At 60.6% G+C, this 24,543-nt stretch carries 27 protein-coding genes; 19 read left to right on the top strand and 8 right to left on the bottom strand.

Annotation, left to right across the window (positions count from 1 at the left end; genetic code table 11):
• Positions 1-25 precede the first annotated feature (25 nt).
• A complete protein-coding gene (locus DVK00_RS05925) occupies positions 26-193 on the bottom strand; it encodes a hypothetical protein (protein WP_004517708.1) in 168 nt (55 codons plus the stop codon).
• 288 nt (positions 194-481) lie between these two features.
• Between DVK00_RS05925 and larB the strand changes: the two genes are divergently transcribed.
• The 4 genes from larB to DVK00_RS05905 all read left to right on the top strand — a co-directional run bounded on the left by larB (position 482) and on the right by DVK00_RS05905 (position 3,776).
• Entirely contained in the window at positions 482-1,246 is a 765-nt protein-coding gene (gene larB / locus DVK00_RS05920; protein ID WP_121577423.1) for a nickel pincer cofactor biosynthesis protein LarB, read from the top strand.
• A 279-nt stretch (positions 1,247-1,525) separates the two neighbouring features.
• A complete protein-coding gene (locus DVK00_RS05915; RefSeq protein WP_198560198.1) occupies positions 1,526-1,810 on the top strand; it encodes a GIY-YIG nuclease family protein in 285 nt (94 codons plus the stop codon).
• 91 nt (positions 1,811-1,901) lie between these two features.
• A complete protein-coding gene (locus DVK00_RS05910) occupies positions 1,902-3,299 on the top strand; it encodes a phosphoglucomutase/phosphomannomutase family protein (protein WP_121577422.1) in 1,398 nt (465 codons plus the stop codon).
• Between the two features lie 24 nt (positions 3,300-3,323).
• Entirely contained in the window at positions 3,324-3,776 is a 453-nt protein-coding gene (locus DVK00_RS05905) for a pyridoxamine 5'-phosphate oxidase family protein (RefSeq protein WP_121535792.1), read from the top strand.
• Here DVK00_RS05905 and DVK00_RS05900 read toward each other — a convergent pair.
• A complete protein-coding gene (locus DVK00_RS05900; protein ID WP_121577421.1) occupies positions 3,773-4,159 on the bottom strand; it encodes a GNAT family N-acetyltransferase in 387 nt (128 codons plus the stop codon). The two genes, DVK00_RS05905 and DVK00_RS05900, sit on opposite strands and share 4 nt — an antisense overlap.
• 6 nt (positions 4,160-4,165) lie before the next feature.
• A complete protein-coding gene (locus DVK00_RS05895; RefSeq protein WP_101351276.1) occupies positions 4,166-4,366 on the bottom strand; it encodes a ubiquitin-like small modifier protein 2 in 201 nt (66 codons plus the stop codon).
• Positions 4,367-4,445: 79 nt separating this feature from the next.
• On the opposite strand from DVK00_RS05895, the gene DVK00_RS05890 reads away from it, so the two are divergent.
• The 4 genes from DVK00_RS05890 to DVK00_RS05875 all read left to right on the top strand — a co-directional run bounded on the left by DVK00_RS05890 (position 4,446) and on the right by DVK00_RS05875 (position 9,535).
• Positions 4,446-5,423, top strand: a complete 978-nt coding sequence (locus DVK00_RS05890; protein ID WP_121577420.1) for a replication factor C small subunit — start codon at positions 4,446-4,448, stop codon at positions 5,421-5,423.
• A 92-nt stretch (positions 5,424-5,515) separates the two neighbouring features.
• Positions 5,516-6,148 carry an archaellin/type IV pilin N-terminal domain-containing protein gene (locus DVK00_RS05885; RefSeq protein WP_121577419.1) on the top strand — a complete coding sequence of 211 codons (633 nt, stop codon included), beginning with the start codon at positions 5,516-5,518 and terminating at the stop codon, positions 6,146-6,148.
• Between the two features lie 63 nt (positions 6,149-6,211).
• Positions 6,212-8,995 carry an alanine--tRNA ligase gene (gene alaS, locus DVK00_RS05880; protein ID WP_121577418.1) on the top strand — a complete coding sequence of 928 codons (2,784 nt, stop codon included), beginning with the start codon at positions 6,212-6,214 and terminating at the stop codon, positions 8,993-8,995.
• Positions 8,996-9,343: 348 nt separating this feature from the next.
• Positions 9,344-9,535, top strand: coding sequence for a hypothetical protein (locus tag DVK00_RS05875; RefSeq protein ID WP_101351273.1), 192 nt, complete (start codon positions 9,344-9,346; stop codon positions 9,533-9,535).
• Between the two features lie 18 nt (positions 9,536-9,553).
• On the opposite strand, the gene DVK00_RS05870 is transcribed toward DVK00_RS05875, so the two are convergent.
• Complete coding sequence (locus DVK00_RS05870; RefSeq protein ID WP_121535780.1) at positions 9,554-11,416, bottom strand: cation:proton antiporter; 1,863 nt, start codon at positions 11,414-11,416, stop codon at positions 9,554-9,556.
• An 82-nt stretch (positions 11,417-11,498) separates the two neighbouring features.
• On the opposite strand from DVK00_RS05870, the gene DVK00_RS05865 reads away from it, so the two are divergent.
• From DVK00_RS05865 to DVK00_RS05830, 8 genes are all read left to right on the top strand, one after another.
• On the top strand, positions 11,499-12,260 hold the full coding sequence (locus DVK00_RS05865) for an alpha/beta fold hydrolase (protein ID WP_121577417.1): 762 nt from the start codon (positions 11,499-11,501) through the stop codon (positions 12,258-12,260).
• A gap of 58 nt (positions 12,261-12,318) precedes the next feature.
• The gene (hisB, locus tag DVK00_RS05860) at positions 12,319-12,906 is read left to right on the top strand and encodes an imidazoleglycerol-phosphate dehydratase HisB (RefSeq protein ID WP_121577416.1); all 588 of its coding nucleotides are present in this window, start codon (positions 12,319-12,321) and stop codon (positions 12,904-12,906) included.
• Positions 12,907-13,338: 432 nt separating this feature from the next.
• The gene (locus DVK00_RS05855; protein WP_121577415.1) at positions 13,339-13,596 is read left to right on the top strand and encodes a hypothetical protein; all 258 of its coding nucleotides are present in this window, start codon (positions 13,339-13,341) and stop codon (positions 13,594-13,596) included.
• Between the two features lie 462 nt (positions 13,597-14,058).
• Entirely contained in the window at positions 14,059-14,271 is a 213-nt protein-coding gene (locus DVK00_RS05850) for a hypothetical protein (RefSeq protein ID WP_121577414.1), read from the top strand.
• The gene (locus tag DVK00_RS21165; RefSeq protein ID WP_147435876.1) at positions 14,264-14,473 is read left to right on the top strand and encodes a hypothetical protein; all 210 of its coding nucleotides are present in this window, start codon (positions 14,264-14,266) and stop codon (positions 14,471-14,473) included. Before DVK00_RS05850 ends, DVK00_RS21165 begins: the two co-directional genes overlap by 8 nt.
• Positions 14,474-14,902: 429 nt before the next feature.
• Positions 14,903-15,538 carry a hypothetical protein gene (locus tag DVK00_RS05840; protein ID WP_147435875.1) on the top strand — a complete coding sequence of 212 codons (636 nt, stop codon included), beginning with the start codon at positions 14,903-14,905 and terminating at the stop codon, positions 15,536-15,538.
• Between the two features lie 169 nt (positions 15,539-15,707).
• On the top strand, positions 15,708-16,748 hold the full coding sequence (locus tag DVK00_RS05835) for a nucleoid-associated protein (RefSeq protein ID WP_121577411.1): 1,041 nt from the start codon (positions 15,708-15,710) through the stop codon (positions 16,746-16,748).
• Positions 16,748-18,463 (top strand): hypothetical protein, encoded by a 1,716-nt coding sequence (locus DVK00_RS05830; RefSeq protein WP_147435874.1) that lies wholly within the window; start codon positions 16,748-16,750, stop codon positions 18,461-18,463. The genes DVK00_RS05835 and DVK00_RS05830 overlap by 1 nt, the downstream gene beginning before the upstream one ends.
• Before the next feature lie 24 nt (positions 18,464-18,487).
• Here DVK00_RS05830 and DVK00_RS05825 read toward each other — a convergent pair whose 3' ends face one another.
• Together DVK00_RS05825 and DVK00_RS05820 are read right to left on the bottom strand one after the other, a co-directional pair.
• Positions 18,488-19,039, bottom strand: a complete 552-nt coding sequence (locus tag DVK00_RS05825; protein ID WP_121577529.1) for an antitoxin VbhA family protein — start codon at positions 19,037-19,039, stop codon at positions 18,488-18,490.
• 134 nt (positions 19,040-19,173) lie between these two features.
• Positions 19,174-20,466 carry a hypothetical protein gene (locus DVK00_RS05820; protein ID WP_121577409.1) on the bottom strand — a complete coding sequence of 431 codons (1,293 nt, stop codon included), beginning with the start codon at positions 20,464-20,466 and terminating at the stop codon, positions 19,174-19,176.
• A 180-nt stretch (positions 20,467-20,646) separates the two neighbouring features.
• Here DVK00_RS05820 and DVK00_RS05815 point away from each other — a divergent pair, with 180 nt between their 5' ends.
• From DVK00_RS05815 to DVK00_RS05805, 3 genes are read left to right on the top strand one after another with little or no spacing between them, the layout of a single operon-like run.
• Entirely contained in the window at positions 20,647-21,150 is a 504-nt protein-coding gene (locus DVK00_RS05815; RefSeq protein ID WP_101351269.1) for an ACT domain-containing protein, read from the top strand.
• Positions 21,150-21,485, top strand: a complete 336-nt coding sequence (locus DVK00_RS05810; RefSeq protein WP_121577408.1) for a 2Fe-2S iron-sulfur cluster binding domain-containing protein — start codon at positions 21,150-21,152, stop codon at positions 21,483-21,485. Before DVK00_RS05815 ends, DVK00_RS05810 begins: the two co-directional genes overlap by 1 nt.
• A 50-nt stretch (positions 21,486-21,535) precedes the next feature.
• The gene (locus tag DVK00_RS05805; protein WP_101351267.1) at positions 21,536-22,138 is read left to right on the top strand and encodes a YigZ family protein; all 603 of its coding nucleotides are present in this window, start codon (positions 21,536-21,538) and stop codon (positions 22,136-22,138) included.
• A 6-nt stretch (positions 22,139-22,144) separates the two neighbouring features.
• Here DVK00_RS05805 and DVK00_RS05800 read toward each other — a convergent pair whose 3' ends face one another.
• On the bottom strand, positions 22,145-23,230 hold the full coding sequence (locus tag DVK00_RS05800) for an aminomethyltransferase family protein (protein ID WP_121511874.1): 1,086 nt from the start codon (positions 23,228-23,230) through the stop codon (positions 22,145-22,147).
• 38 nt (positions 23,231-23,268) lie between these two features.
• Entirely contained in the window at positions 23,269-24,504 is a 1,236-nt protein-coding gene (locus tag DVK00_RS05795) for a carboxypeptidase regulatory-like domain-containing protein (RefSeq protein ID WP_198560197.1), read from the bottom strand.
• Positions 24,505-24,543: the final 39 nt, after the last annotated feature.

The following is a 24,543-nucleotide window of genomic DNA, read 5'->3' as shown; positions in this document are numbered from 1 at the left end:
AAAAAATACGCTGCCTGAAACGACCTTACAGGTCGCGCGGCTGGACCGTCTTCCGGTCGTTCTCGTCAGCTCGTCGGGCTGCGTCCTGAAGCAGCTCTTCGACTTCCTCGTCGAGTGCGTCGTAGAAGTCGGACGCTACGTTCATGTCGTTGAGCTCTTCCTTAACGGCGGCTTTGACGATTAGGTCTGCCATACAGACGAGGTATCGACGGGGGTTACTTATATACTTTCTCCAATTAGTTCGCTCTCGACCCTATAACCGGCAGTTTGAGGCATTATACGACACATAACCCCTTATAAATCCGCGATTGTGTCCGATTAAGTCCATCACAATACGTCTTTTGGCCTGCCCCAGACGGCTATTGTCGCGTTACGCCGGCCGAGCGTCGCTCACGCGCGCTCCCACAGGTTCGGCCCTGATTGTGACGAGACGCCGACCTGGACCGACGGATAGGAGTGGTCGTATCCCCGAATGGGTCCTATGCGCGAGATACTCGATTCGGTTGCGGCGGGCGACCTCTCCCCGGCGGAAGCCGAAGCGGCGCTTGCGGGCTACGCGACCAGTGGGGCCGGTCGGTTCGACGCCGCCCGGGAGGACCGTGCCGGCGTTCCCGAGGCTGTCCTCGCGGACGGGAAGACGCCGACGGAAGTGGCGGATCTGGCGGCGACAGCTATCGAAACGACGGAGCGGGCTATCGTGACGCGACTCAACGCACCAACTGCAACGACTGTCCGGGAGCGACTGGACGAGATCGCCCCGGACGCGACAGTTCGCTGGGACGACCGCTCGAACTGGCTGGTGGCGACAACGTCGGCGTTCGAACGTCCGTCGCTGGACGCGTCAGTGGGTGTCGTGACTGCCGGGACGTCTGACGCTGTTCCGGCCGGTGAGGCCGCGCTCATCGTCGAGGAGATGGGCGCGACCGTGACTCGCATCGACGATGTCGGGGTTGCGAGTCTCGCTCGGACGATAGACGCGGTCGATGGCCTCCGGGACCAGGATGTCCTCATCGTCGCAGCGGGCCGCGAAGGTGCGCTTCCGACGGTCGTTGCCGGTCTCGTCGACGTGCCGATTATCGGCCTGCCCGTCTCGACCGGCTACGGCCACGGCGGCGAGGGTGAGGCGGCCCTTTCGGGGTTGCTCCAGTCCTGTACCGCCCTCTCCGTCGTGAACATTGACGCCGGCTTCACCGCCGGAACGCAAGCCGGCCTAATCGCCAGACAGCTCGACGATGCACGGGACTAGCAACCCTCTCCGGCCATGGGTATACCCAAGTATTTGGGTAAAGAGCTATCAGAATAACGCGCGTACGCGTATACGTCGGCGGTGGTGTCGCCGACGAACACGATGCCTGAATGTGATCATTGCGGCGCGCACGTCTCAGACCAGTTCGCCCGAGTGTTCGCGGATGAACGCGGACACATCCGGGCATGTCCCAACTGCTCGGCAAACGCTGGCATTGCCGAGGTATCGAGAGAGCGCGCCCAACAAGTGTGAGGCCCACTGGGCCACCAGCATCGTGCGATGACTACCGCGCGGAGCCCTTACCACGTGTACGTCCTCCGTTGTAGCGACAACACGTTTTACACCGGCTACACGACCGATGTGGAACGCCGCGTCCGCGAGCACGACGCCGGCGACGGCGCGAAGTACACGCGCGGCCGAACCCCGGTCGAACTCATCCACGTCGAGTCGTTCGCGTCGCAGTCCGACGCGATGAGCCGCGAGTACGAGATCAAGCAGTACTCCAGAGCGGAGAAAGAACGGCTCGTCGAATCCAGCGACGCCGAAGCGGATTTCGATATCTGAGCCGCCGCTCGCCTTTGGCTGTCGGCACCGGCAACATGACAGCTTACCGATGATGCGTGACTTTTTGTCTGGGGGCCGAGAACCGCGGGCTATGGACAACGACGCGGATGCCGACGTAGGTGCAATCGCCTTCGGGACGGACGGCTGGCGGGCGACGCTGGACGTGTTCACGAAGCCGCGGGTCCGGATGGTCGGCCAGGCCGTCGCCACGACCCTCGCCGAGCGCGGGGCGACCGGGACCGTCGCCATCGGGTACGATGCCCGCGAAACCTCACCCGGGTTCGCCGATGAACTCGCGCACGTCTTGCGCGCCAACGGGTTCGACGTGCTCTTGCCGGACCGAGACACGCCGACACCAATCCTCGCCTGGACGGTGAAAAACCGCGATCTGGCCGGGGCACTCCAGATCACGGCCAGCCACAATCCGCCGGAGTACAACGGCGTGAAGTTCATTCCCGGCGACGGCTCGCCGGCCCTGCCCGACTGGACGGCCGCCTTCGAGGAGAACCTCGCCGTCCTCGACCCGCTTCCCGAGGACGAGTGGGGCGAACGAACGGAGGACGACCTCATCACCCCGTTCCATGAGCACGCGCTGGACTACGTCGACACCGACCTCGACGGCTTGCCGGTTGCATACGATGCACTATACGGCAGCGGCCGCGGCGTTACCGACGCCCTGCTCGAAGCAGCCGGCGCCGACGTGACTCGGCTCAACTGCGAACAGGACCCCGACTTTGGCGGCGGGTCGCCCGAACCGTCGGCGGAGAACGCCGAGGGACTCGTCGGCGAAGTCAGCGAGGGCGACGCCGCGCTGGGGATTATCAACGACGGCGACGCCGACCGAATCGGCGTCGTCACGCCCGAGCGCGGCTATCTGGACCCGAACCTGTTTTTCGCCGCGATGTACGACTTCCTGCTTGAGGACGGAACGGGCGACGTGGTCCGAACGGTCTCGACCTCTAGCATCGTCGACCGCGTCGCCGAGGCCCACGGGCAGGCCGTCCACGAGGTCGCCGTCGGTTTCAAGTGGGTCGCCGAGGCAATGGCCGAACACGACGCGCTGTTCGGTGGCGAGGAGTCCGGTGGCTTCGGCCTGCCGGACCACCTGCGGAACAAGGACGGCGTGCTGGTGGCGCTGGTCGCTGCTGCCGCCGAGCGCGAGGAACCTCTCGATGCTCGTGTCGACCGACTGCTGGACGAACACGGCGAAATCCACCAGGACCGCATCAGCGTCGACTGCCCTGACGACCGGAAGGAGGCCGTCCTTGCCGACCTCGAAACCGCCCTTCCGGACGCGCTGGCAGGGGTCGCTGTCGACGGTATCAACACTGTCGATGGGTTCAAGATTCGACTCGAAGACGGGACGTGGGTGCTGGTCCGGCCCTCGGGCACGGAGCCGAAACTCCGCGTCTACGCTGAGGCCGGCAGCGACGCCCGCGTCGACGAACTGCTCGCTGCCGGTCGGGATCTGGTCGAACCCCTCGTTTAAGCCCACTGCATGCGTCGTCGGCCCATGGACACCGATATCGCGTTCGCCTACACAAAGGGGATGCCCGACGACGCCGTCTGCGACCGTCTTACCGCGAGCGAGAGCGGCGTGCTCGCGTTGGCCGACGGCGACGACGCGTACGCCTTCCCGGTGTTTCACCACTACGAGGGCGGGTCGCTGTACTTCCGCTTGGGCGAGACGAGCGAGAGCGAGAAGTCGGCGTACCTCGACGCCACTGAAACGGCGACGTATGTCGTTACCGAGACGGCGGCGACGCCGGACGCGGAGTCGTGGACCGGCTGGAGCGTCGTCGCCCGCGGGCCCATAACCGCCGTCCCCGAGGACGACCCGGCCTACGAGGCCGTCGAGATTAACGAGCGCTACGCGCCCATCCGGGTGTTCGACGAGCCGACCGACGAGATGGACGTGACGCTGTACGAACTGTCCGTCGAGGAGCTGACCGGCCGGCGGAATTAGCGAGTCCCGCGAAACCGGTCGGCCTCGTTGTCGAGGGGCTCTACGTCGAACCCCAGTCGCTCGTAGAACGGCCGCACGTCTGTGTCAAACTCTGCGATGAGCCGGTCCCGCCGGTCGAGCGCCGCCTCGACGAGCCTCGTCCCAATGCCCTGGCCGCGGCGGCGGCGACGGACCGCCACGGCCGCGACGCGGTCGCCGTCGAGGACGAGCGCGCCGAGGACGCGGTCGCTCGTCGTCGTCTCGCCGTCGCCCGAAACCGCGACGAGCGTGCCGTCGCGCTCGATACCGCCGCGGACTGTCGCCACGTCTATTTCGAGCGCCGCGCCGTCGAGGACGTTCATCACGGCCGGCAGATCGGCCTCGGTCGCCTCGCGAACGCGCATCGCGGACTATCCGCCCTTGATGAGGCGCACGACGCGGACGCGGTCGGCCGCGACGGGCTGGTCAGTCGGCACGTGTTCGCCGTCAACGAGAACCGACACCTCGTGGGGGTTCAGGTCGACCGGTGCGAGCAGGTCGCCGTAGGTCGCGTCCGCGTCCACCTCCAGTTCGTGGGTGTCTTCGCCGGCAATCTCGACGGTGACGTGCATACCCGGCCGTACTCCGCCGACGCACCTGAGACTGTCGACTCTCGCGGGGTTTAAGACCGGCCCACGCCTCCCATCGTCCATGAGTGAGGCCGAGTCCGAGTCGCGGGCGGGACGCGAGGAGGTCTGGATCGAGAAGTACCGCCCGCAGACGCTCGACGACGTGATGGGTCACGAGAACATCGTCGGGCGGCTCAAGAGCTACGTCTCGCGCAACGACCTGAGCCACATGCTGTTTTCCGGGCCGGCAGGGACGGGAAAGACGACGTGTGCGACGGCTATCGCCCGTGAACTGTACGGTGACGACTGGCGCGAGCACTTCCTCGAACTGAACGCCTCCGACGAGCGCGGTATCGACGTGGTCCGGGACCGCATCAAGAACTTCGCCCGGACGAGCTTCGGCGGCGTCGAGTACCGCATCATCTTCCTCGACGAGGCCGACGCCCTCACGAGCGACGCACAGTCGGCGCTGCGCCGGACGATGGAGCAGTTCTCGAACAACGTCCGTTTTATCCTTTCGTGTAACTACTCCAGCCAGATCATCGACCCTATCCAGTCCCGGTGTGCGGTCTTCCGGTTCTCACCGCTGGCCGATGATGCCGTGGCTGAGGAAATCCGAAATATCGCCGCGCAAGAGGACATCGAACTGACTGAAGACGGCCTCGACGCGCTCGTCTACGCCGCCGACGGGGATATGCGGAAAGCCATCAACGGCCTGCAGGCCGCGTCGGTCAGCGGCGACACGGTCGACGAGTCGGCGGTGTACGCGATCACTTCGACGGCCCGGCCCGAGGAGATCCGGGAGATGGTCCAGTCGGCGCTGGACGGGGACTTCACCGCCTCGCGGGCAACGCTCGATAGACTACTGACCGAGGAGGGTATCGCGGGTGGCGACATCATCGACCAACTGCACCGCTCCATCTGGGAGTTCGATATTGACGACGAGGCAGCCGTCAGGGTGCTCGAACGCATCGGCGAAACCGATTATCGGATCACCCGCGGCGCGAACGAGCGTGTGCAACTCGAAGCGATGCTGGCCTCGCTTGCGCAGGGCGAGTAAGGGCCTCGTACCGAGAACTCCCAATTTTTCACACCTGATAACTGGTCGGTGAAGTTTATTATGAAAGCTACATAAGAGTATCAACAACTGAAATGCAACGTTTACGACCATCTACGGAGGGGACGGGCGAGGACCGCGGACAGGTCGGGATCGGCACCCTGATCGTGTTTATCGCGATGGTGCTGGTCGCGGCAATCGCAGCTGGCGTACTCATCAACACTGCCGGGTTCCTGCAGAGTTCCGCGCAGGCGACGGGTCAGCAGTCCAGCGATTCGACGACTAACCGCATCCAGGTCGTCGGCATGACCGGTGACCATTTCACCAGCAACAGTGAGGTCGGCGTGGTGAACATCACGGTCAAGCGCGCACCGGGTGCGGGGAACGTGGATCTGGACAAGACGACCGTTCAGTGGATCGGTCCGAGCGGGTCGTACTACCAGCTCGCGGCCGGCGGTGCACAGGGTAAACCTGATGGCCGGTTCGTTGTCTCGACTGTTCAAGACAACGATGGCTCTCAGCCGGTGTTAAACGACGTTGAGGACCGATTCACGATCTCTCTTGATCTCGGCGAGAGTCAGGAAATCAATGGTGTTACCACGTTCGGTGAACCGCTGCCCGAAGGAGAGACTGCGACGCTGCGTATTACCTCGCCAGCGGGCGGGATGACGACCGAGGAAGTCGTCGTGCCGAAGACCCTGTCCGGGGAATCCTCAGTCACGCTCTGACAGCCGGGGATACTCCGGCCCCTTCGGAACAGTTTTAGGCGAACGTGGGCCAACTGAACACCAATGAGCGACCTCGACGAGGCCTACCAACTCGACTACTTCGAAGAGGAAGGCTTCCACAGACAGGAGTGTGTCTCCTGTGGCGACATGTTCTGGTCCCGTGTCCAGCGCGAGACCTGCGGCGAACCGCCGTGTGCGGAGTACGACTTCATCGACAACCCCGGCTTCGACGAGTCCCACTCTTTGACGGAGATGCGCGAGGCGTTCCTCTCCTTTTTCGAGGAACGCGACCACGAGCGCATCGACCCGTACCCGGTGGCGGCGAACCGCTGGCGCGACGACGTGCTTCTCACGCAGGCGTCGATTTACGACTTCCAGCCGCTCGTGACCTCGGGGACGACGCCGCCGCCGGCGAACCCGCTGTGCATCAGCCAGCCCTGCATCCGGATGCAGGACATCGACAACGTCGGCAAGACCGGTCGCCACACGATGGCCTTCGAGATGATGGCCCACCACGCGTTCAACGCGCGCGAGGACATCGAAGACCCCGAGCAGTACGCCTACGAGGGCGAGGTGTACTGGAAAGACGAGACGGTCCGGTACTGCGACGAACTGTTCGAGGAGATGGGGGCGAATCTGGACGAAATCGTCTATATCGAGGACCCGTGGGTCGGCGGCGGCAACGCCGGTCCGGCCATCGAGGTCATCTACCGCGGGGCCGAACTCGCCACGCTCGTCTTCATGTCCATGGAGCAGGACCCAGAGGGCGAGTACGAGATGAAAGACGGCAACCGGTACTCGCCGATGGACACCTACATCGTCGACACCGGCTACGGGCTCGAACGCTGGACCTGGATGAGCCAGGGAACACCGACGGTGTACGAGGCCGTCTATCCCGACATGATCGCCTTCCTCAAGGACAACGCCGGCATCGAACTCACCGACGAGGAGGAGCAGGTCGTCCACGAGGCCGCGAAGCTCGCGGGCCGGATGGACATTGACGAGGCCGAGGACATCGAGGCCGAACGAGACACCATCGCCGCCGAGGTCGGTGTCGACGTCGAGGAGATGCGGGCCCTGATGGAACCGCTCGAAGACATCTATGCAATCGCCGACCACTGCCGGACGCTCGCGTACATGCTCGGCGACGGTATCGTCCCGTCGAACGTCGGGACGGGCTATCTGGCCCGGATGGTGCTGCGCCGGACGAAGCGACTGGTCGACGGTGTCGGCGTCGACGCGCCGCTGGACGAACTCGTCGATATGCAGGCCGAGCGCCTCGACTACGAGAACCGCGACACCATCCGCGACATCGTCCGCTCCGAGGTCGAGAAGTACCGCGAGACCCTGGACCGCGGCGGCCGGCGCGTCCGCCAGCTAGCCGACGAGTACGCCGAAAAGAGCGAGCCCATCCCGACCGCGGAGCTGGTCGAACTGTACGACTCCCACGGGATTCAGCCGGACATGGTCGAGGAGATCGCCGCCGAGAAAGGCGTCTCAGTCGACGTACCCGACGACTTCTACGCGGTCGTCGCCCAGCGCCACGGCGGCGGCGACACCGCCACAGAGGAGTCACAGACGCCCTACGAGGACCGGCTCGAAGAGCTCCCCGAGACCGACCGGCTCTACTACGAAGACCAGCAGCGGACCGAGTTCGAGGCCGTCGTGCTTGAGGTGTTCGACCGCGACGACGACACCTACGACGTGGTGCTCGACCAGACGATGTTCTACCCGGAAGGTGGCGGCCAACCGCCGGATGAAGGGACGCTGTCGACCGACGACGTCTCCGCCGAGGTGACCGACGTCCAGCAGTACGGCGACGTCATCGTCCACACCTGCGACGACGACCCCGGCAAGGGTGAGTTCGTCCGCGGGCAGGTCGACGCTACCCGTCGCCAGCGCCTGATGCAACACCACACAGCGACCCACATTGTCATCCACAGCGCCCGGCAGGTACTCGGCGAACACGTCAGACAGGCCGGTGCTCAGAAGGGTACTGACTCCGCTCGCATCGACATCCGCCACTACGAGTCGGTGAGTCGCGAGGAGGTCAAAGAGATCGAGCGGCTCGCAAACGATATCGTGCAGGATAACATCGCCGTCAAACAGGAGTGGCCCGACCGCAACGAGGCCGAGGAGCGCCACGGCTTCGACCTCTACCAGGGCGGCATCCCGGCCGGCGAGCAGATTCGGCTCATCACTGTCGGCGACGACGTGCAGGCCTGTGGCGGTACCCACGTCGCCCGCACCGGCGACATCGGAGCCGTCAAGCTCCTGAACACCGAGCGGATTCAGGACGGGGTCATCCGGCTGACCTTCGCGGCGGGCAACGCCGCTATCGAGGCCACCCAGCGCACCGAGGACGCGCTCACCGAGGCCGCCGACGTGCTGGACGTCGCGCCCGATGCCGTTCCGGAGACCGCCGAGCGGTTCTTCGACGAGTGGAAGGCTCGCGGGAAAGAGATCGAACAGCTCAAAGAGCAACTCGCCGAGGCCCGCGCCAGCGGCGGCGGCGACAGCGAGGAAGTCGACGTAGGCGAGGCGACCGCCGTCGTTCAGCGGATCGACGCCGACATGGACGAACTCCGAGCGCAGGCCAACGCCGTTGTCGAGCAAGGCAACATCGCGGTGCTTGGCTCGGGCCTCGACGGCGCGCAGTTCGTCGTCTCAGTACCTGATGGCATCGATGTCGACGCCGGTGAGGTCGTCGGCGAACTCGCTGGCCGCGTCGGTGGCGGCGGTGGCGGTCCGCCGGACTTCGCACAGGGTGGCGGTCCCGACGCCGACGCGCTGGACGACGCGCTGGACGACGCGGCGGACATCCTCCGAACTGCCGCGAACGCCTGAACCACTCTCGTTTTTCTCGGTACCGGTTTTGTCGCCCGCGCCGTTCTTCGGACAGCTGTCCGATTGCGGACCGACGTTCTGCCCGAACGATTCGGATACACGCGATAGATACAATTACATTTAGTTGTATTAGGAATATCTGGGTGAATTTCCAAAAGTATTTTTAGTAATTGCCCATATATAGCAGATATGGGCGGAAAACGTGATATCGAACATATTCACTCTCACACCGAATACGCTCGGTCCCAACGAACGTGTCGACGGTGCGGGACTGCTGTCCTCGCTGCTAACGGCAGCGCCCCCGATGAACTGTGTGACAACTGCAGTGATCCCCACACTCCCTGACTCATGAGTGCTACCACGACGCCCCCGTCGGACACTGACCTGAATGAAGCCCCGGAGTTCGAACTGGACTGCCTGTACGACGACCCCGAGAACCCCTCGGAGCTGACGATCTTCCCCTCGGACCGTCAGCAGACCGTGACGGAGTGGGTCACCGCGGACCGAACAGCGGCCGTCTCGCTCGATGAACTGCGCTGAGCGGGACGCGCCCCACGGCTATCCGCGCTGACACAGTCTTCTGGCGTCCTGCATCGCCTCGTTGGTCTCACAAACGAGCGTCAGGTGATCACCGCTTGCGAGGCGGAAATCGCTGTCTGGGACTCTGTCTGTTCCGTTACGGCTCACCATTGCGACCAGACAGCCGTCCGGGAGCCGCTCCGCAGTTTCTTCGACCGTCCGGTCGACCAGCGAGTCGTTGCTGAGTTCGACTTCCAGCACGTCCCCCGTTCGTCCGGAGTCCGACAGCCAGTGAGCGAGGGACGGTCGTTCGACCGCGTCGTCGATGGCGTCGGCGACGGCAAAGCCCGCGGAGATGGTCTCGACGTCGAGGTCCTCGAAGGCCTCGACGTTGTCCGGCTGGTTCGCTCTGGCGACCACGGTGTCGACGTCGAACCGTGTCGTCGCTAGCTGTGCCACGAGCAGGTTCACGTCGTCGTCTGCAGTCGCAGCGACGACGACGGACGCCCGGTTCGCCCCCGCCTCTTCGAGGACGGTCGCGTTCGTCGCGTCCCCGTGCACGACGCGGTGGCCGTCGGCTCGGGTCCGTTCGACCGTGTCCTCGTCGCTGTCGATAAGGACGACCTCCTCACCGCGTGACTCGTAGCGGACTGCCAGTTCCCGACCGACACGCCCGCTCCCGACGATGAGTGTTTGCATGGGGAGGATGTCAAGTGCTTGCGCGAAGTGACGGGCCAGCCCGCCTTGAAACATGACGGTCGCGAAAATAACGAGGAAGACAGTCCCAACGAGGACCGTCGCGGCAGCCGGGTTTTCGGGCCGTAGTTCGATGGCAAACAGCGTGGCGACACTGGCTGGAACGATACCGCGCGGCCCCATCGCGCCGACGAACAGCCGCTCGCGAACGGTCAGCCGGCCGCCCAGCGTCGACAGAAAGACGCCGAGCGGACGGACGAGCGTAGCGACGACGATAACGACGACCAGCCCGCCAACACCGAGCGTCCGCAGGTCGCCGAGTGAGAGCTGCGCCGCCAGCACGATGAACACGAACGAGAGGACAAACAGCGTAATCCCGCCCTTGAACTCGGCAATCTCCTCTTCGTGGGGGATGTCGGCATTCCCGAGCACAATCCCGGCAACGGCGGCGGCCGCGATACCGGCCTCAGAGAGCCACATACTTCCCAGCGCGTACGCCAGCAGCGCCGCGGTCAGAACCACGACCCGGGCGTTCTGGAGGGCATTGCCCGCGGACAGGTGCCACCGCTGGAGCAGCAGTGTGATGCCGCCGCCGACGGCGATGCCGACGACGTGGCCGACGGCCAGCCGGGCGACGAACGCCTCGACGACGACCAGCGGCGAGGACTGGCTCGCAATGACGAACTCGAACGTCGCCACCGCGAGGATGGCGGCGGTCACATCGTTGATGATGCCTTCGGTCTCTAAGGCCGCAGCGACCCGGTCCCTGACAGGGACCACTTGCATAACCGGCGTGATGACCGTCGGCCCGGTGGCGATAAGCAGGCTCCCGACGAGGACGGCGACCGGCCACGTCGTCCCGAACACGAGCCTGACGGCCATAGCTGTTCCGACGAGCGAGACGAATGCGCCGACTGTCACGAGCCCAAGCGCCTCTCTGGACGCTTCGCGGACGCGCTCGACAGTGAGGTGGAACGCCCCTTCGAAGACGATGATACCGACGCTGAGACCGACGATAGCCTGTAGTCCAGTCTGTCCGAATATGGCGGGGTCGACAAGGTCGAGCGCCTGCGGGCCGACGAGAACGCCGGCGACCAGCAGGAACGCGACGCTCGGAATCTGGAGCCAGTCGGCGACCAGCTGTGCGGCGACGCCGAGACTCACGACCAACACGACGGCGCCAATAAGTGATGCTGCTCCGGACACGGGGTTGGCGGGCGTTCGATAGCCAGCAGTATAGACCTATTCACCGAAAGAGACACACTGCCGGCGCGGGAATCGACGGCCAATGCCGACCGCACACAACCGCGATGTGGCTCTCTATTATGAAGCCGACGGCGACGGCCCGACCGTCGTGTTCATTAACGACGTGGGGTACGGGGCGTGGCTCTGGGGCTGGCACTACGACGCCGTCGCCGGCCCCTACGAGACGGTGGTGTGGGACCTGCGGGGTACCGGCCGGTCGGACGCGCCGGCAGGGCCGTACGACGTGGCGACGTTGGCGGCCGACCTCGAAGCCGTCCTGGCCGACCACGGCGTCGGGAGCGTTCACCTCGTGGGGGCCGGTCTCGGCGGGATGGTCGCGCTCGAATACGCCCACCGGTACAACCGCGCCCGCTCGCTGACGCTGTACTGTACGGCCGGGTCAGGTGACGCCGTCGACCGGGACGCACTCGACGCGCTCGCGCTCGACGCTCCGTCGTCGCTCGACAGGGCGTTCTCGCCGGCGTTTCGCGAGCACGATCCGGACCTGATGGACCGGATTGCGGACTGGCGCGCTGAAGAGGACGCCACCGGCGCGGCCCGCGATGCGCAGACGGCGGCGATGACGGGCTTCGACGCGCCGCCGCTGTACGAGATTACCCAGCCAGCCGAGGTCTACTACGGTCTGGACGACCCTGTGGTGTCGCCGGAGGCCGCGGAGTCGCTGGCGGCCGACCTGCCCCGCGGGACCGGCGAGGCCGTCGAGGGTCGCCACTGCTGTTTTGTCGAGCATGCCCCGGCAGTGACCGACCGACTGCTGGCGCTACTGGACGAGCAGACAGAGTAGCTACTTGACCGGGCGGCCGGACGCAATCCACAAATACACGGCCTGATACGTGCTAAGTATGACTGACCGGACGGCAGCCGTCACGCGGACCACGGCCGAGACTGACATCGAGGTCACGCTTGACGTCGACGGCGACGGCGACAGCACTATCGACACCGGCATCGGCTTCTTCGACCACATGCTCGATTCGTTCTCGACGCACGGGCTGTTCGACCTGACCGTGCAGTGTGACGGCGACCTGGATATTGACGACCACCACACCGTCGAAGACGTCGCCATCACGCTCGGCGAGGCGTTCACCGAGGCGCTGGACGACAAGCGCGGCATCCGCCGCTTCGCCGACCGCAAAGTCCCGCTGGACGAGGCCGTCGCCAGCGTCGTCGTCGACATCTCCGGCCGACCGTACTTCGAGTTCGACGGCGAATTCTCACAGGACGCCGTCGGCGGGATGACGAGCCACATGGCCAAGCACTTCTGTCGCTCGCTGTCGATGAACGCCGGGCTGACGCTACACTGTGGCGTCAGGGGCGAGAACGCCCACCACGAGGTCGAGGCGCTGTTCAAGGGGCTGGCACGGGCGCTGGATGACGCGACTCGCATCGACGAGCGCCGGTCCGACGTGGCGAGTACGAAAGGCGAACTGTAGTCGACGGCGGTGCGAAGCCGTCGCTGTTTCGACTGCTGGCGGCACCGATTAGTGGCCCCGCGTCCACCACTCCGTATGTTCGACGAGAACACACGGAAGTTAATAACTGATAGTAATAGCCTGAAAGGGCGACTCATGGGCTTTAGGAACTCTCTATACCGAAACAAGCTCTAAGAACTTGTTTCTGGACGCCCATTTGATTACTATCAAGCATTACAGACAGACGGGCAGTCAGCCACGACTGGCCGACCAAGAGTGCTTGCGTCCTCACCGCGCCGTCATCTGTCATCGGTGCGTATAATAACACGCTCTCCAGCATGCTAAAACCACCGATTACGGAAGATAGAGGGTCAGAGACGGCGAAATGTTGCTAACCGATTTTCGCTATGGCAACAGACATAATACCTGATGTTGTCATGACCCGTAGTGACGATGAAGAAACTTGCCACAGTCGAAAACCAGCAAGGTGACCCTGTTGCTGAGTTTTTCGCCACTTCCTCAGATCAGGACCACGATTACGAAGTCGTTGTTGACCATAGAACTGAAAAAATCCATCAGGTAAGTGCACGGGTTAGGGCAGGGTCTGTCCCCGATCCAGAAGGTAAACCGGCGATAAAACAACACGTCCGAGAGTTTCTTGAGTTAATTGACCACGCGGACGCCGATACAGATTTGATAGTCAAAAAATAGTCAACACCCAAAACTGCCTTTCGTGTCAGGTTTTTTATTGATGTGTAGCTAAACCAGCTACATCCTTGAGCAACTGCTGCGAGAACTGAGCCGATTCTACACCCAGAAATTCGGCTATCAATCTGTCAGTATTCGCTCGCTCATTTATAAGGGCGCGACCATTACGGTTTAATTGAGACGGGACGCTGAGAAGTGGCCTGTCTCCCCCTTACGCACTGTTCAGTCGTTCTGTTTGAACTGGATTGTAGTCAAGAGTCATGTAGGGCCGGGAACTGCCGGTTGACCCGGTGTAAGGCCCTTTCGTCGCACCCTGTCGCAGTAAGATGTCAACTAAAAGAACAACGATCATGGTCTACGAAAACGAGAAGAATCGACTTGAGAAGTACGCAGAGCGACGAATGGGGCACTCTGACGTTCCTTACCGGTCAATCGTCGTTTCTCTGCTTGAGGAGGTTGAGAGCGATGAGTAAGGTCACCCTCTCTTTTGACGAGAAGTACGACCGCTTGGTTCGCCAGCGCGTCAAGACGCTTCAAAAACAGCGTGCCCGTGAACTACGCGACGCAGGTCGTGAGGAACTGGCCGAGCGAGTAGCGGAGAGTGAGCCGGATCGAGCCGACTACGTCAAGGAACTGGTCAAGGCGGATCTTCAGGATGCAGGACTGACCCATGAGTAACGAATACGCTGAATATACTGTCCGATTCTCAACAGAGGGCGTCCAGTCTCCCCACGACAGGTTGGTTCGACTGGCACAGCACTCCCGACGCGCCCGCCGATATGATGGCGACGAGGTCGAAGCAGACGGTGAAAACGATGCCGTGGCAGACTTGCTGGCCTACGTCATGCATCAGGAAACGAAGCAGTCGAGTGGTCGGTAACCGGGGTTTGAGCGACAAGCTGAGGCTCGCAAACAATCCCATGGTGCGGGCAAAAACTACTCTACGACCAGACAGCGGTCGGTAGAAGGCTTCACTCGTCGGCAGATGCGGGGACTACCAGCTATCTTTTTCGTCAGGTCGCACAAACATGACTCTACTTAAAGGGGCTTTTTCGGGTGGTTCGAAGTGAGCATCACCGGACTCAGACCGGACCCTGCCAACGATCCGGCCAACGCTGGCCCAAGTGGTGACGCACTCCGTGGCACGCTGGCAGAGAACTCAGACATAGTCGGACCTATGGAACTCCGAGGTATCCCCATCTCAGACGCTGAGAGCTGTTATATCGGCGTTCGTCGAGCTGAAGGGGACAACTCGGAGTACGCCTCAGGAACTAAACACGGACGGGCTACGGCCAAATTCAGCCGTCTAATGGACATTGACCGGGTGGCACGAATCGTATTCGATTCGCCAGCAGTTGGGATGCAGACACTCGTGTTCGATCCAGAGCAGGCTCGCCGTGCTCTTTCACAGGATGTAATTGGACCGGTCGAACAGGCACAAATCGTCACGAACGGGGCCGAGAGTGCGATTCGACGTACTCGGGAACGGTTGACCGATACTGGGGGTCAGTTTGTTTTCTTCGGCGTGCGCGACATGGATACCGACGGTCTGAGCCACTGGCACGTCTACTGGTGTGTCGATCAGGCTCACGTCGACGCTGATTCACTCGATCTGCTCGCCGGCGTCGAGTCGCACGTACGCCATGTGCCCGGAGCGACTGACGCGGATCACCCGGCTACAGAAGCCGTGAAGTGGGACCCAAACCCCGAACAGACTGTCGAAGCGCACGGGGCCGATATGTCTCACGGAGGACCTGTTCATCCGTCGGCCCGGTATGTGGCGAGTTCACTGCCACATCTCGGGTCGGTGGGCGAGATGGATTCACGTGCGGTGCGACAAGGGGCTATCGAGTGGGCGACTACGTCGAAGTCACTTAAACAGCGAAATCGAGACGCTCTACCGGTCGAAATCAGGCATCTCAGTGCGGGCGGATTGTCTTCATAGAACAGGTATTCTACGCCCGAACGTGGGCGCATGTTGACCGACATGGCCAGCGCACATCACGGCGGGGTCAACACCGCGTTGGCCTCTGTGACTCGCTCGATATATACACATATCATCAGCCGTGTGATGAATAATCTTTATCACTGTCACACCGGACTTCTATGGTATCATGGATATCGAAATTAAAGGAATCGCCTATTCTCCTATCGCATACCCACTGGACACGAGCGATCAGTGGCAGAATATCATGTCTGGATCGGACGCTGATGACCTTAGTTTGTTCAAAAGCTATATCCAAGAGATCGTCATCAAGGGCGACATCTCAGATGTAACCGTAGGTCGATTTGAGGACACCAGCATAGAACCCTACGACTGGGTCGAGACGATTCGAACAGCTAACATTGCCACTGAAGAGCAAGAGTTCCTTGATGCTGCAAAAAACATCTCCGAGAAATTAAACGATATGATACATCAAGCATCCAATGAGGGTGTTCTATTCTGCGTTCAAACGGTAGTAGAAGATGATGGGGGTGGAAATATCGTTGAAGATGGACAACACCGCATTACGACTATTCTGAAACTTGATCTTGAAGAAGAAGAGCGTCTGCAACTCAAACCAGACAATTCTCTTGAGGAATTGGATTTAGACGACATTTTCCCAGAACCAAATGAGCTTCAAAAGGGCCTATGCTTCCCGATTGTGAAGGTGAAGGACTTCCGGCTTCCGGGAGATGTTAAGTTTTATCAGAAAGACAATGTATCGGGCTATTTTCAAGACTTTTTGGAGTGTGATTCAGATCCCGGCTCGTTAGATCAGGCAAAGAAAGTATTCGATGCGGTTAGCGAAATCAAAAGGGAGAGAACCGGGGAGTTCGCTGATGGAGAAGATCTCACCCAGTTCAAGAATCTACAGGACCAGACCGATGGAGGTGTAGCAAGCATAGACCAGATCACATCTATGGCGAGTGAAATTGTGGGGAGCGAGGTCTCAAGCGAAGATATCGGTGAAAAAATGGGAGTCGATGATCCCCAAAATATCGCTATAGATACGACAGAACTCCCGAGTAAAGTCAAATATACAGTAGACGATGAAATTGATGTGAAATTCCCTTCGACAGCGAGTGAACGTGTCCAAAAGAGCACGTCCGAGGATGGTGTTGAAGTAACTATATCAGGATCCGACGTAGATACTCAAGTGCTTGACCGGTGATGATCTCTGAGTTAGATTCGATCATAACTGATCTTCAAGGTTCTTGGGACGTATCTGAAGATACATCAACAATCACGTTCACACGAGATAACATTGATCAAACAGCCTATGAAGAAATAGTTGATCAAATATCTGATCTCCGCTCGATTATTGATGGAAGAAGCCTGATTTTCAAATTAGAAGAAACACGGGATGTCTTTCAATTCCGACTTCACTGGGAACCCTCGAATACAGTCACTGTATCGACTGATTCTGACCAAGAGACTGATCCTGAGGATTTATTTAATTCAGATGACGCCATATCAGCACTAACTCAAATCAGAGAGAATCGCATCTCAGATTTTGACTCGTTGGAAGATTGCTTAGCGGGCTTCATAGAAAATGAGCTTATCGAGATCTCCGTGATATATCGTCTCGATACTGATCACATAGGAAGTGCTATTCAATCAGAAATAGATGGATCAAGTACAGTCCGATTTTATTTACAAAAATCAACATTCTTGAACCACATAGATACTGGCGACCTGTCAGCAATAAAAAGTTTATTTGTATCTGATGGTGGCAAGGAATTGTTCGTTATCCAAGATCTCAGTGCACCTTGTTACGGAAGCGACTTGGGTTTCTTCTCGCTCACAGAACTTAGCACCACACAATTTGAGGACTTTATCCATCTACGGTCTACTTTCCGCGATACGATATCCAGTGTGGGTAGAGAATGTGTTATAGACGACTTTGAGAATATTTACATCACTCCAGACTTCTTTGAATTCAAAGCAGTAAACGATGAGCCATTTGTTGATTCTGTGTTGAGTAAGATTTCCGGACATCGGCTACTATATAGTATATTCTCCCTCAGCGACGTTGTCCGTCGAAGATCGGATAGGTGGCAGATCCGAATTAGTGGGAAGAAAATTTTGGAACAAGAGATTCGATTGGAAGAAGCGCGTTCGGGGTGGAAAATACAGGTGATAAATTCTGAAGAGGTAGATTCAGAGATCCCTGTAACTGATGAGATTGTAGATGCATTTGATGAGGTGTTTCAATGGGCGTATGAAGTCAGAGTCACAGACAGAATCTCCGTACTCCGGAATATCATTACCTTGTATACAACGACGATAGAAGGGCTAATACAGAATATTGAAGAAATTCACGAAAGTGCGAAGTCAAATTTCAAGTTTTATACACAAGAAAGTGTAGATGAGTTTATCGGGATGCAACAGGAAGTGAGCAACTATCTTCTTGAGACTCAACGAGAGTTCTCAGAACTACGCCGTAATTTGGCTAATAGTCTCAGCAGGGATCTCTTCCGTGTGTTCGGTTTCTTGGTCGTGACGTGGGTTGGAATTTTCCTCCAATTGGAAAAAATCGCTACTGTTAGGGATGCGCTCAGCGTTTCACTTGTTCCAGTTGTTTTCTACTTAGTGTTGAGTATCCGAGCGGTACACGGTCTGAGTCAACAGTTTAGCTCTCTTGAGGACAGTCGCGATTCTTATTATCGGATGTACAAGAGGCAAATGAATGAAGATTTATTTAAAGAAATTGTTAATTCCGATGAAGATGAGAGAATAAGCGATCAGTTTCAGACTGACAAGCGGATTTACTACGCACTGTTTGGACTCTTGCTTCTACTATCAGTGTATGCAGTGATTGATTTACAACTTATTCAGGGGCCGATCTCGGATATAATTCAGTCCATATTATCGGAGACTAATTGAAAACACGCCACAACTCTCCGGAAATCAACTCTCCGATGTTGGAACCACTGTGTGTGTACAGTGTGGATGGTTTGGGATTTTCACTTCATCATGATAATCTGCTTCTCCATAGGTGCGATTCAGTCGATTGAGCAGGATGTCTATATCCGCCTCTTTTCCTGCTAATTGAATCGTACACGGAGAGTCTCTGTCTTCCTGCGAAGAGTGGGGGACGAAGCAAGAGTTATCTCCTCGCTCACTTAGTAGCTCCAGTACAGCTTGATTGTAGAACCGACTTGCCTGTGTGCGTAACAATCTCTCATCCCACCCATCCGCGAATACTCTATTGCTATGCGAGTGAGGTGATTCGTGACGGGGTAGTTCTGAAGAAACCTTCGAGATTGCTTCCTCTAAGCTGATTTGACCCTCAAAAAATTGATTTAGAATATCTCTGAGTGAATCTGTTCGGCCATCTCCTTCGATAGCCTTTCCATGTATTGGTTCTTCGATTACCAATTCAAGCACTCTCTGCTGAAGAGGGTCGTTTTCCTCAAGTGCTTCTTGTATTTCGTAGAAATCTTGTGCCCAAATTGCCATGATACTCGCTTGTTTCATGACTAACGTCTATTTGTGTATAAGTTTGGGGTGATGTCGAGATGTATGTGTATCATTAAGCTGTGAAGATCCAGACAAGAATAGATATTCAGCTGGATCTCCTTTGCTGACCCTCCCTAACTGGAAAGCCAGTCGCCAGCCACCCGATTCATGCGCCGGTATTCGTCGGCCCTGTCATACACATCTCGTAGAGTGTCGGGTGATGTACCGACGATTCTGGCCACGGTCGAATGACCATACTCGTCGAGCAAGGATGTGATGGCACCGTGCCGGACTTGGTGCGGACTCCGAGTCTCGTTGCAGTGCTTGTAGACCTTCGAAGGATACGGATTCCGCCCGTGTTCGGCTCGGTACTCTCTGCACCCATCACACTGGCACTCTCTGTCTGTAAACGTAGTTGGACAGGTGAGCCAGTGAGCACGCTCTCTGATCGTTCTTCCAGTCAGTCGGGCGTTTTGTTCTCCGGTTAACAGCCCGTGTAGCCCGTATTCATCGGATTCCTCGTGCTCCTTCCGGGAGTCTTTTGCTCCAGTTGAACTGCCATTCTCGATGTAGTGGCGGAACACTTTGGCGTCTTCTGGTTGCAACGGCACTCGACGGCCCGCCAGTTCTTCGCGCTTATTCTTGAGTGGCAGTCCTTCGTCGTCGACTGGTCCCAGTTCTGGCCGATCCTTGAGTCGGAGATGCGGGCTGAAGCCGTGTTCGTCGGGCCAGTCGTCCGGCTCAGTCAGTATCAGGTCTTCACGATCAAGCGCACGGACCGCAGAGACTCGGAAACCGTACCGGAACAACAGTATCCAGAGCACATGCGCACGACTCCCGAACTGGTTGTTTCGGACCCAGTTCGTGATTCGCTCCCCTCGCTCGGGTGGGAGTGGATCACTCCGTACCTTGTCTTCGTCTCCGAGTTCCGGCTTCACTTCATCCCAAACGTCGTCTTCGGGCACGTCGCTCGGATAGATCCATCCCTGTGCGTTCGCATAGCGGACGACAGTTCGAATCCGGGAGAGGTGCATTGACCGGCTCAGTTTCGTCTTGTCGATCTGGTCGTGGTTAACCACCCACGAGTCGTGTCGACCCGGAAACCGTGGCGTTAGGTCCGTCAGATACTGATAGTCCTTGTACTCCATCCAATCGCAGAACTGTGTCCACGCGCTTCGGATGGGCTGGAGACTGGACTCCGCTTTGTTGTCAGCTCTCCAGTGACTCTCGAACTGCTTGAATACCCACTCTGGCCGACGATCTTCGATGTCTTCGGCCTTGTCGTCGTCTGCGACTTGATCCTCAAGCTGGTCAAGCCGATTCAGTAGTTCCTCATTCGTGATCGGGCCGGACCTTCCGGTATCGGTGTTCTCTGCTGGCGTTGATTCGCTGGCGGTTCCACTCACATGGTCGGATTCACTTGACATGCGACATCACCGCACCGACCGACCGACGACGCGGTGGTGGGCCTACACGAGGCAGTCCACACAGGCACATAACTACTGCGCATTCTTATAACTTTCGGTAATAACGCCAGTGGCTCCCGTCCCCACTTAAGGGGCCGTGAGACCCCAAGAGGGAAGCGGTCCGCCTGCAATGACTTCCGCATGTTCGACGAGATTATGCAGAAATTCGAAGACTCTCCGGGCCAGCAGGATGTCATCCGTTTGCTGCTTGAACGGGGGTTCTCCGTCAACGAGGACGGCCGCGTCGTCTCGGGCGGCATCGAAATCCCGAACACGGGTATCGCCCGCGAGGCCGGCGTTGACCGCCGAGTGGTCAACGCCACGACGGACGCGATTCTCGACGACGACGACCTGCGGCGCATCTTCCGCAACATCTCATCCGTGCCGAGCCTGCTGGACCTCGCCCCGGTCCTCGACCTGCATGCAGTGACTGTTACTGTTCGCGCCGCCGACGAGTCCGGAATCGTGTCGACAGTCACGTCGGCCATCGCCGACCGCGGCATCTCTATCCGGCAGGTTCTCAGCGAAGACCCCGAGTTCACTGACGAGCCGAAACTGTACGTCATCACCGACGAGGAACTGCCCGGTGACCTCATCAACGAAATCCGTCGTCTGGCGTTCGTCCGGACCATCGAACTGGCCTAATGCCCGCGACGCTCACCGTCGAGACGCCCGCGGGCGAGACCTACGAACTCACCGCCGAACCCGGCGCGGTCCTCCGGGACGTACTCCTCGAAGCTGACCTCTCGCCACACGGCCGCTACGCGACGCGGCTCAACTGCGGCGGCCGCGGCATCTGTGCCACCTGCGGCGTCCGGCTCGCCGAACCGCCCGACCCCGACCACTGGCACGACGACCTCGCCGACCGCTTTGGCTACCCTCGGCTCTCCTGTCAGCTGCAGGTCCGGGACGGAATGGCGGTCAAACTGCTTGACAAGCGGGTCTGGGGGTCGCGACAGTCCGGCGACGGCACGGACTGAGACGCCGTCCAACGGCAAACGCTATTCCGCCGCCCGGCGTATTACAGTCCGTGACGGACAGCTATCGGACCGTTCCGGACCGCGGCGAGGCGCGCTTCGAGGTGCGGGGCTCGGAGTTCATCGGCCACGTCGCGCCGGCGGCGACCGTCGAAGCCGCCGAGGCGTTCGTCGACGCCGTCGGCGAGGAGTACGCCGACGCGACCCACAACGTCCCCGCCTACCGCGTCCGGTCCGACCCTTTCCGGGAGTATGCGAGCGACGACGGCGAGCCGAGCGGCAGCGCCGGCGACCCCGCGCTGAACGTCCTCCAGCAACGCGAGGTCGAGAACGTCGTCGCCGTCGTCACGCGCTACTACGGCGGGACGAACCTCGGCGTCGGCGGGTTAGCCAGTGCCTACTCCAGGGCGGTGAAAGAGGGCGTCGACGACGCCGGCGTCGTCGAGGAAGTGCCCCACGAGCGGTTCACCGTGACCGTCGCCTACGACGATTCGGGCAGCGTCCGGAGCCTGCTCGAATCGGCGGGCGTCGAGTTCGAGGCAGACTACGAGGCCGAAGTCGTCTTCGAGGTCCGCGTGCCCACCGCCGACGGGAGCGCCCTGCGGGACCGGATTCGGAGCGCGACCAGCGGGCGGGCCGTAATCGAGCGCGAGTGACGCCCGCTACTCGTAGGCCGGGAGCCGCGCCGACTCTGCCGACCCGTCGATGAAGGGCAGGTCGACCTGCTGTGCGCCGACCGGGTCGCCGTCGACGCGGACCGTCAGGGACGCCTCGGGCCGGTCCCAGCTAAGATTCGCCAGTGCAATCGGGGCTTCCCGCATCGGGCTCTGCGCGGCGCGGGTCACGTCGCCGACGTGCTCGTCGCCGGCGAACACCGCCGCACCGGGTTCGGGGACGGCCTCGACGGCGAGACCGACCAGCCGCTGGGTCGGGTGGCCGCGGTTCTCGACCCGCGAGACGACCTCCTGGCCGACGTAACACCCCTTCTCGAAGTCCAAGGCGTTCCGGAGACCGAGGTCGTTGGGGAGCGCGCCCGCGATTTCGCTGTCGAACAGCGGCGTCCCCGCCTCCAGTGTGAGCGTCTCCCACGTCCGGTAGCCGAAGGGGACGGCGTTGAGCCCGCGGTTGACCAGCGTGTCGAAGACGGGTTCGGCGTCGTCGGCGCTACAGACCACGTCGTAGCTCTCCTCGCCGGCGAGGTTGTCCGTCCGGATGACGGAGACGCCGGCGTCGCCGAGTTCGCCCCGCTCGAAGGTCAGTACGCCCTCGGGCGTCCCGGTCTGGTGGAGGACGCTGGCGATTTTCTCGGTCGCTTTCGGCCCGTGGACGCCGAAGACCGCGAAGTCGTCGGTTGCCACCTCGAACTCGACGTCCTGAATGAAGGTCTTGTCCGCCCACTCCGCGGCTAGGTCGTCGGCCTCCTGTGGCGGCGTGAACACGAGCAGTCGCTCGCCGGCGTTGTACACGTACATATCCGTGTCGACGCGGCCGTCGGGGTCGAGCAAGAGCGCGTAACAGCCCGCGCCGTCCTCGTCGGGCACGCGGTTCGAGACGGCGTTGTCGACGTAGTCGACGCGGTCCTCGCCGGTGACGACGATGACGCCGTAGCCGTACTCTATCGCTCCAACGACGTTCCGAACCGCGCGGTGGGTCCGCTCCGGTCGCCCGTAGTTGTCGACGACGCGCCGGCCACCGACCTCCCTGAACGTCGCTCCGTGGGCCTCGTGAACGGACTCGAGAACAGTCATTGCACGGGTATGCGGCCTTCGCGGGGAAAAACGTCCCGTTAGCGTCGCCGGCGAGCCAGGACGGCCACCGCGACCAGCGCGGCAATCGTCACAGCGACAGTAAAACCCGGGCCGCTGCCGTCTGTCGTTTCGGTCGCCGTCCGGGCTGGCGTTGTGGCCGCCCCGCCCGTCGTCGCCTCCTCGTCCGGCCTGAACGCAGTCACGTTCGTTGTCGTGGTGAGGTCTCCGGCTGTCGCGGTGAACGTGACGTTCCCGGCTGTGGGGACCGTCGCCGTTACTTCGCCGTCCGCATCAGTCTCTCCGACTTCAGTTCCGTTCCGAGACACGGTCACGTTCGCCACTGGGTCGTCGTACTCGTTGGTGACCGTGAACCGGACGTTCGCGTCGACGATGACCTGCCTGTTGTCCGGTGTGAGCGTAATCTCCGGGGTGCGTCGGATCTCCACGTCGACCGACGTTTCGTCTTCAGCCACCCTGACGCGTCTCTCGACCGTCTCGTAGCCCTCCTTCGTCACTGTGAGGGCATAGCGGTCGTTGACCGGCACGCTGACCGACGCCGTCCCGTCGGAGAGCGTCGGCACGGTGCCGTCGAACCCGTTGTCCGATTCGACCTGAACGGTCGCGTCCCGGATCGGTCTGGAGTCGTTGAAATGGTCGTCGACGACCTCGGCTTGCAGCAGGACCGACCCCTCGCTAATCCGGACCGTCGCCGTCGTCTCGCCGGAGACGGACACGGTCGTCAGGTTGCGGTAGAACCCCGGCTTGGTGACGATGACGCTGTATTCGCCTTCCTCGACGGGCTGTGTCGTGATGGTCCCGTCGCTGCCCGCGTTCCTGTCGACCACGTAGTTCCCGTCCCGATACAGTCGGATGCGTGCGGTCTCGGCCGGCTGGCCGTCCGCCGTCACCGCGCTGACTGTGGCTGTCGCTGCCTCCGAGACCATTATCTCGACGGACTCCGCCTCGGCATCTTCGACGACGTAGGGGACGTTTCTGACGTACTCGCCGTCATCTATCTGGAGCATGACGTCCGCCCCCTCGGGGACATCGATAAGTGCCTGCCCGTTTGCCCGCGTCGTCTCGTTAGACGGGCCGCCCGCGCCGCCGTCCCACGTCGCCGAGATGTCGATACCACTGAGCGGGTCGCCGTCCCCGTCGACGACGGTGACGGTGAGGGTCACCTGTGACTGTCCGGCAGCTGTTCCCGCCACCACACCGGCCCCTACCAGCAGTGCCAGCAATACAGCTGGTAACACGGTACGGTGACAGCGCATACCTGATTAATAAATGGGTGGACGTAAATCAGTACTGCC

Source organism: Haloarcula sp. Atlit-47R, assembly GCF_003665985.1.
Lineage (GTDB): Archaea > Halobacteriota > Halobacteria > Halobacteriales > Haloarculaceae > Haloarcula > Haloarcula taiwanensis.
This window is presented reverse-complemented; position numbering and strand designations above follow the sequence as displayed.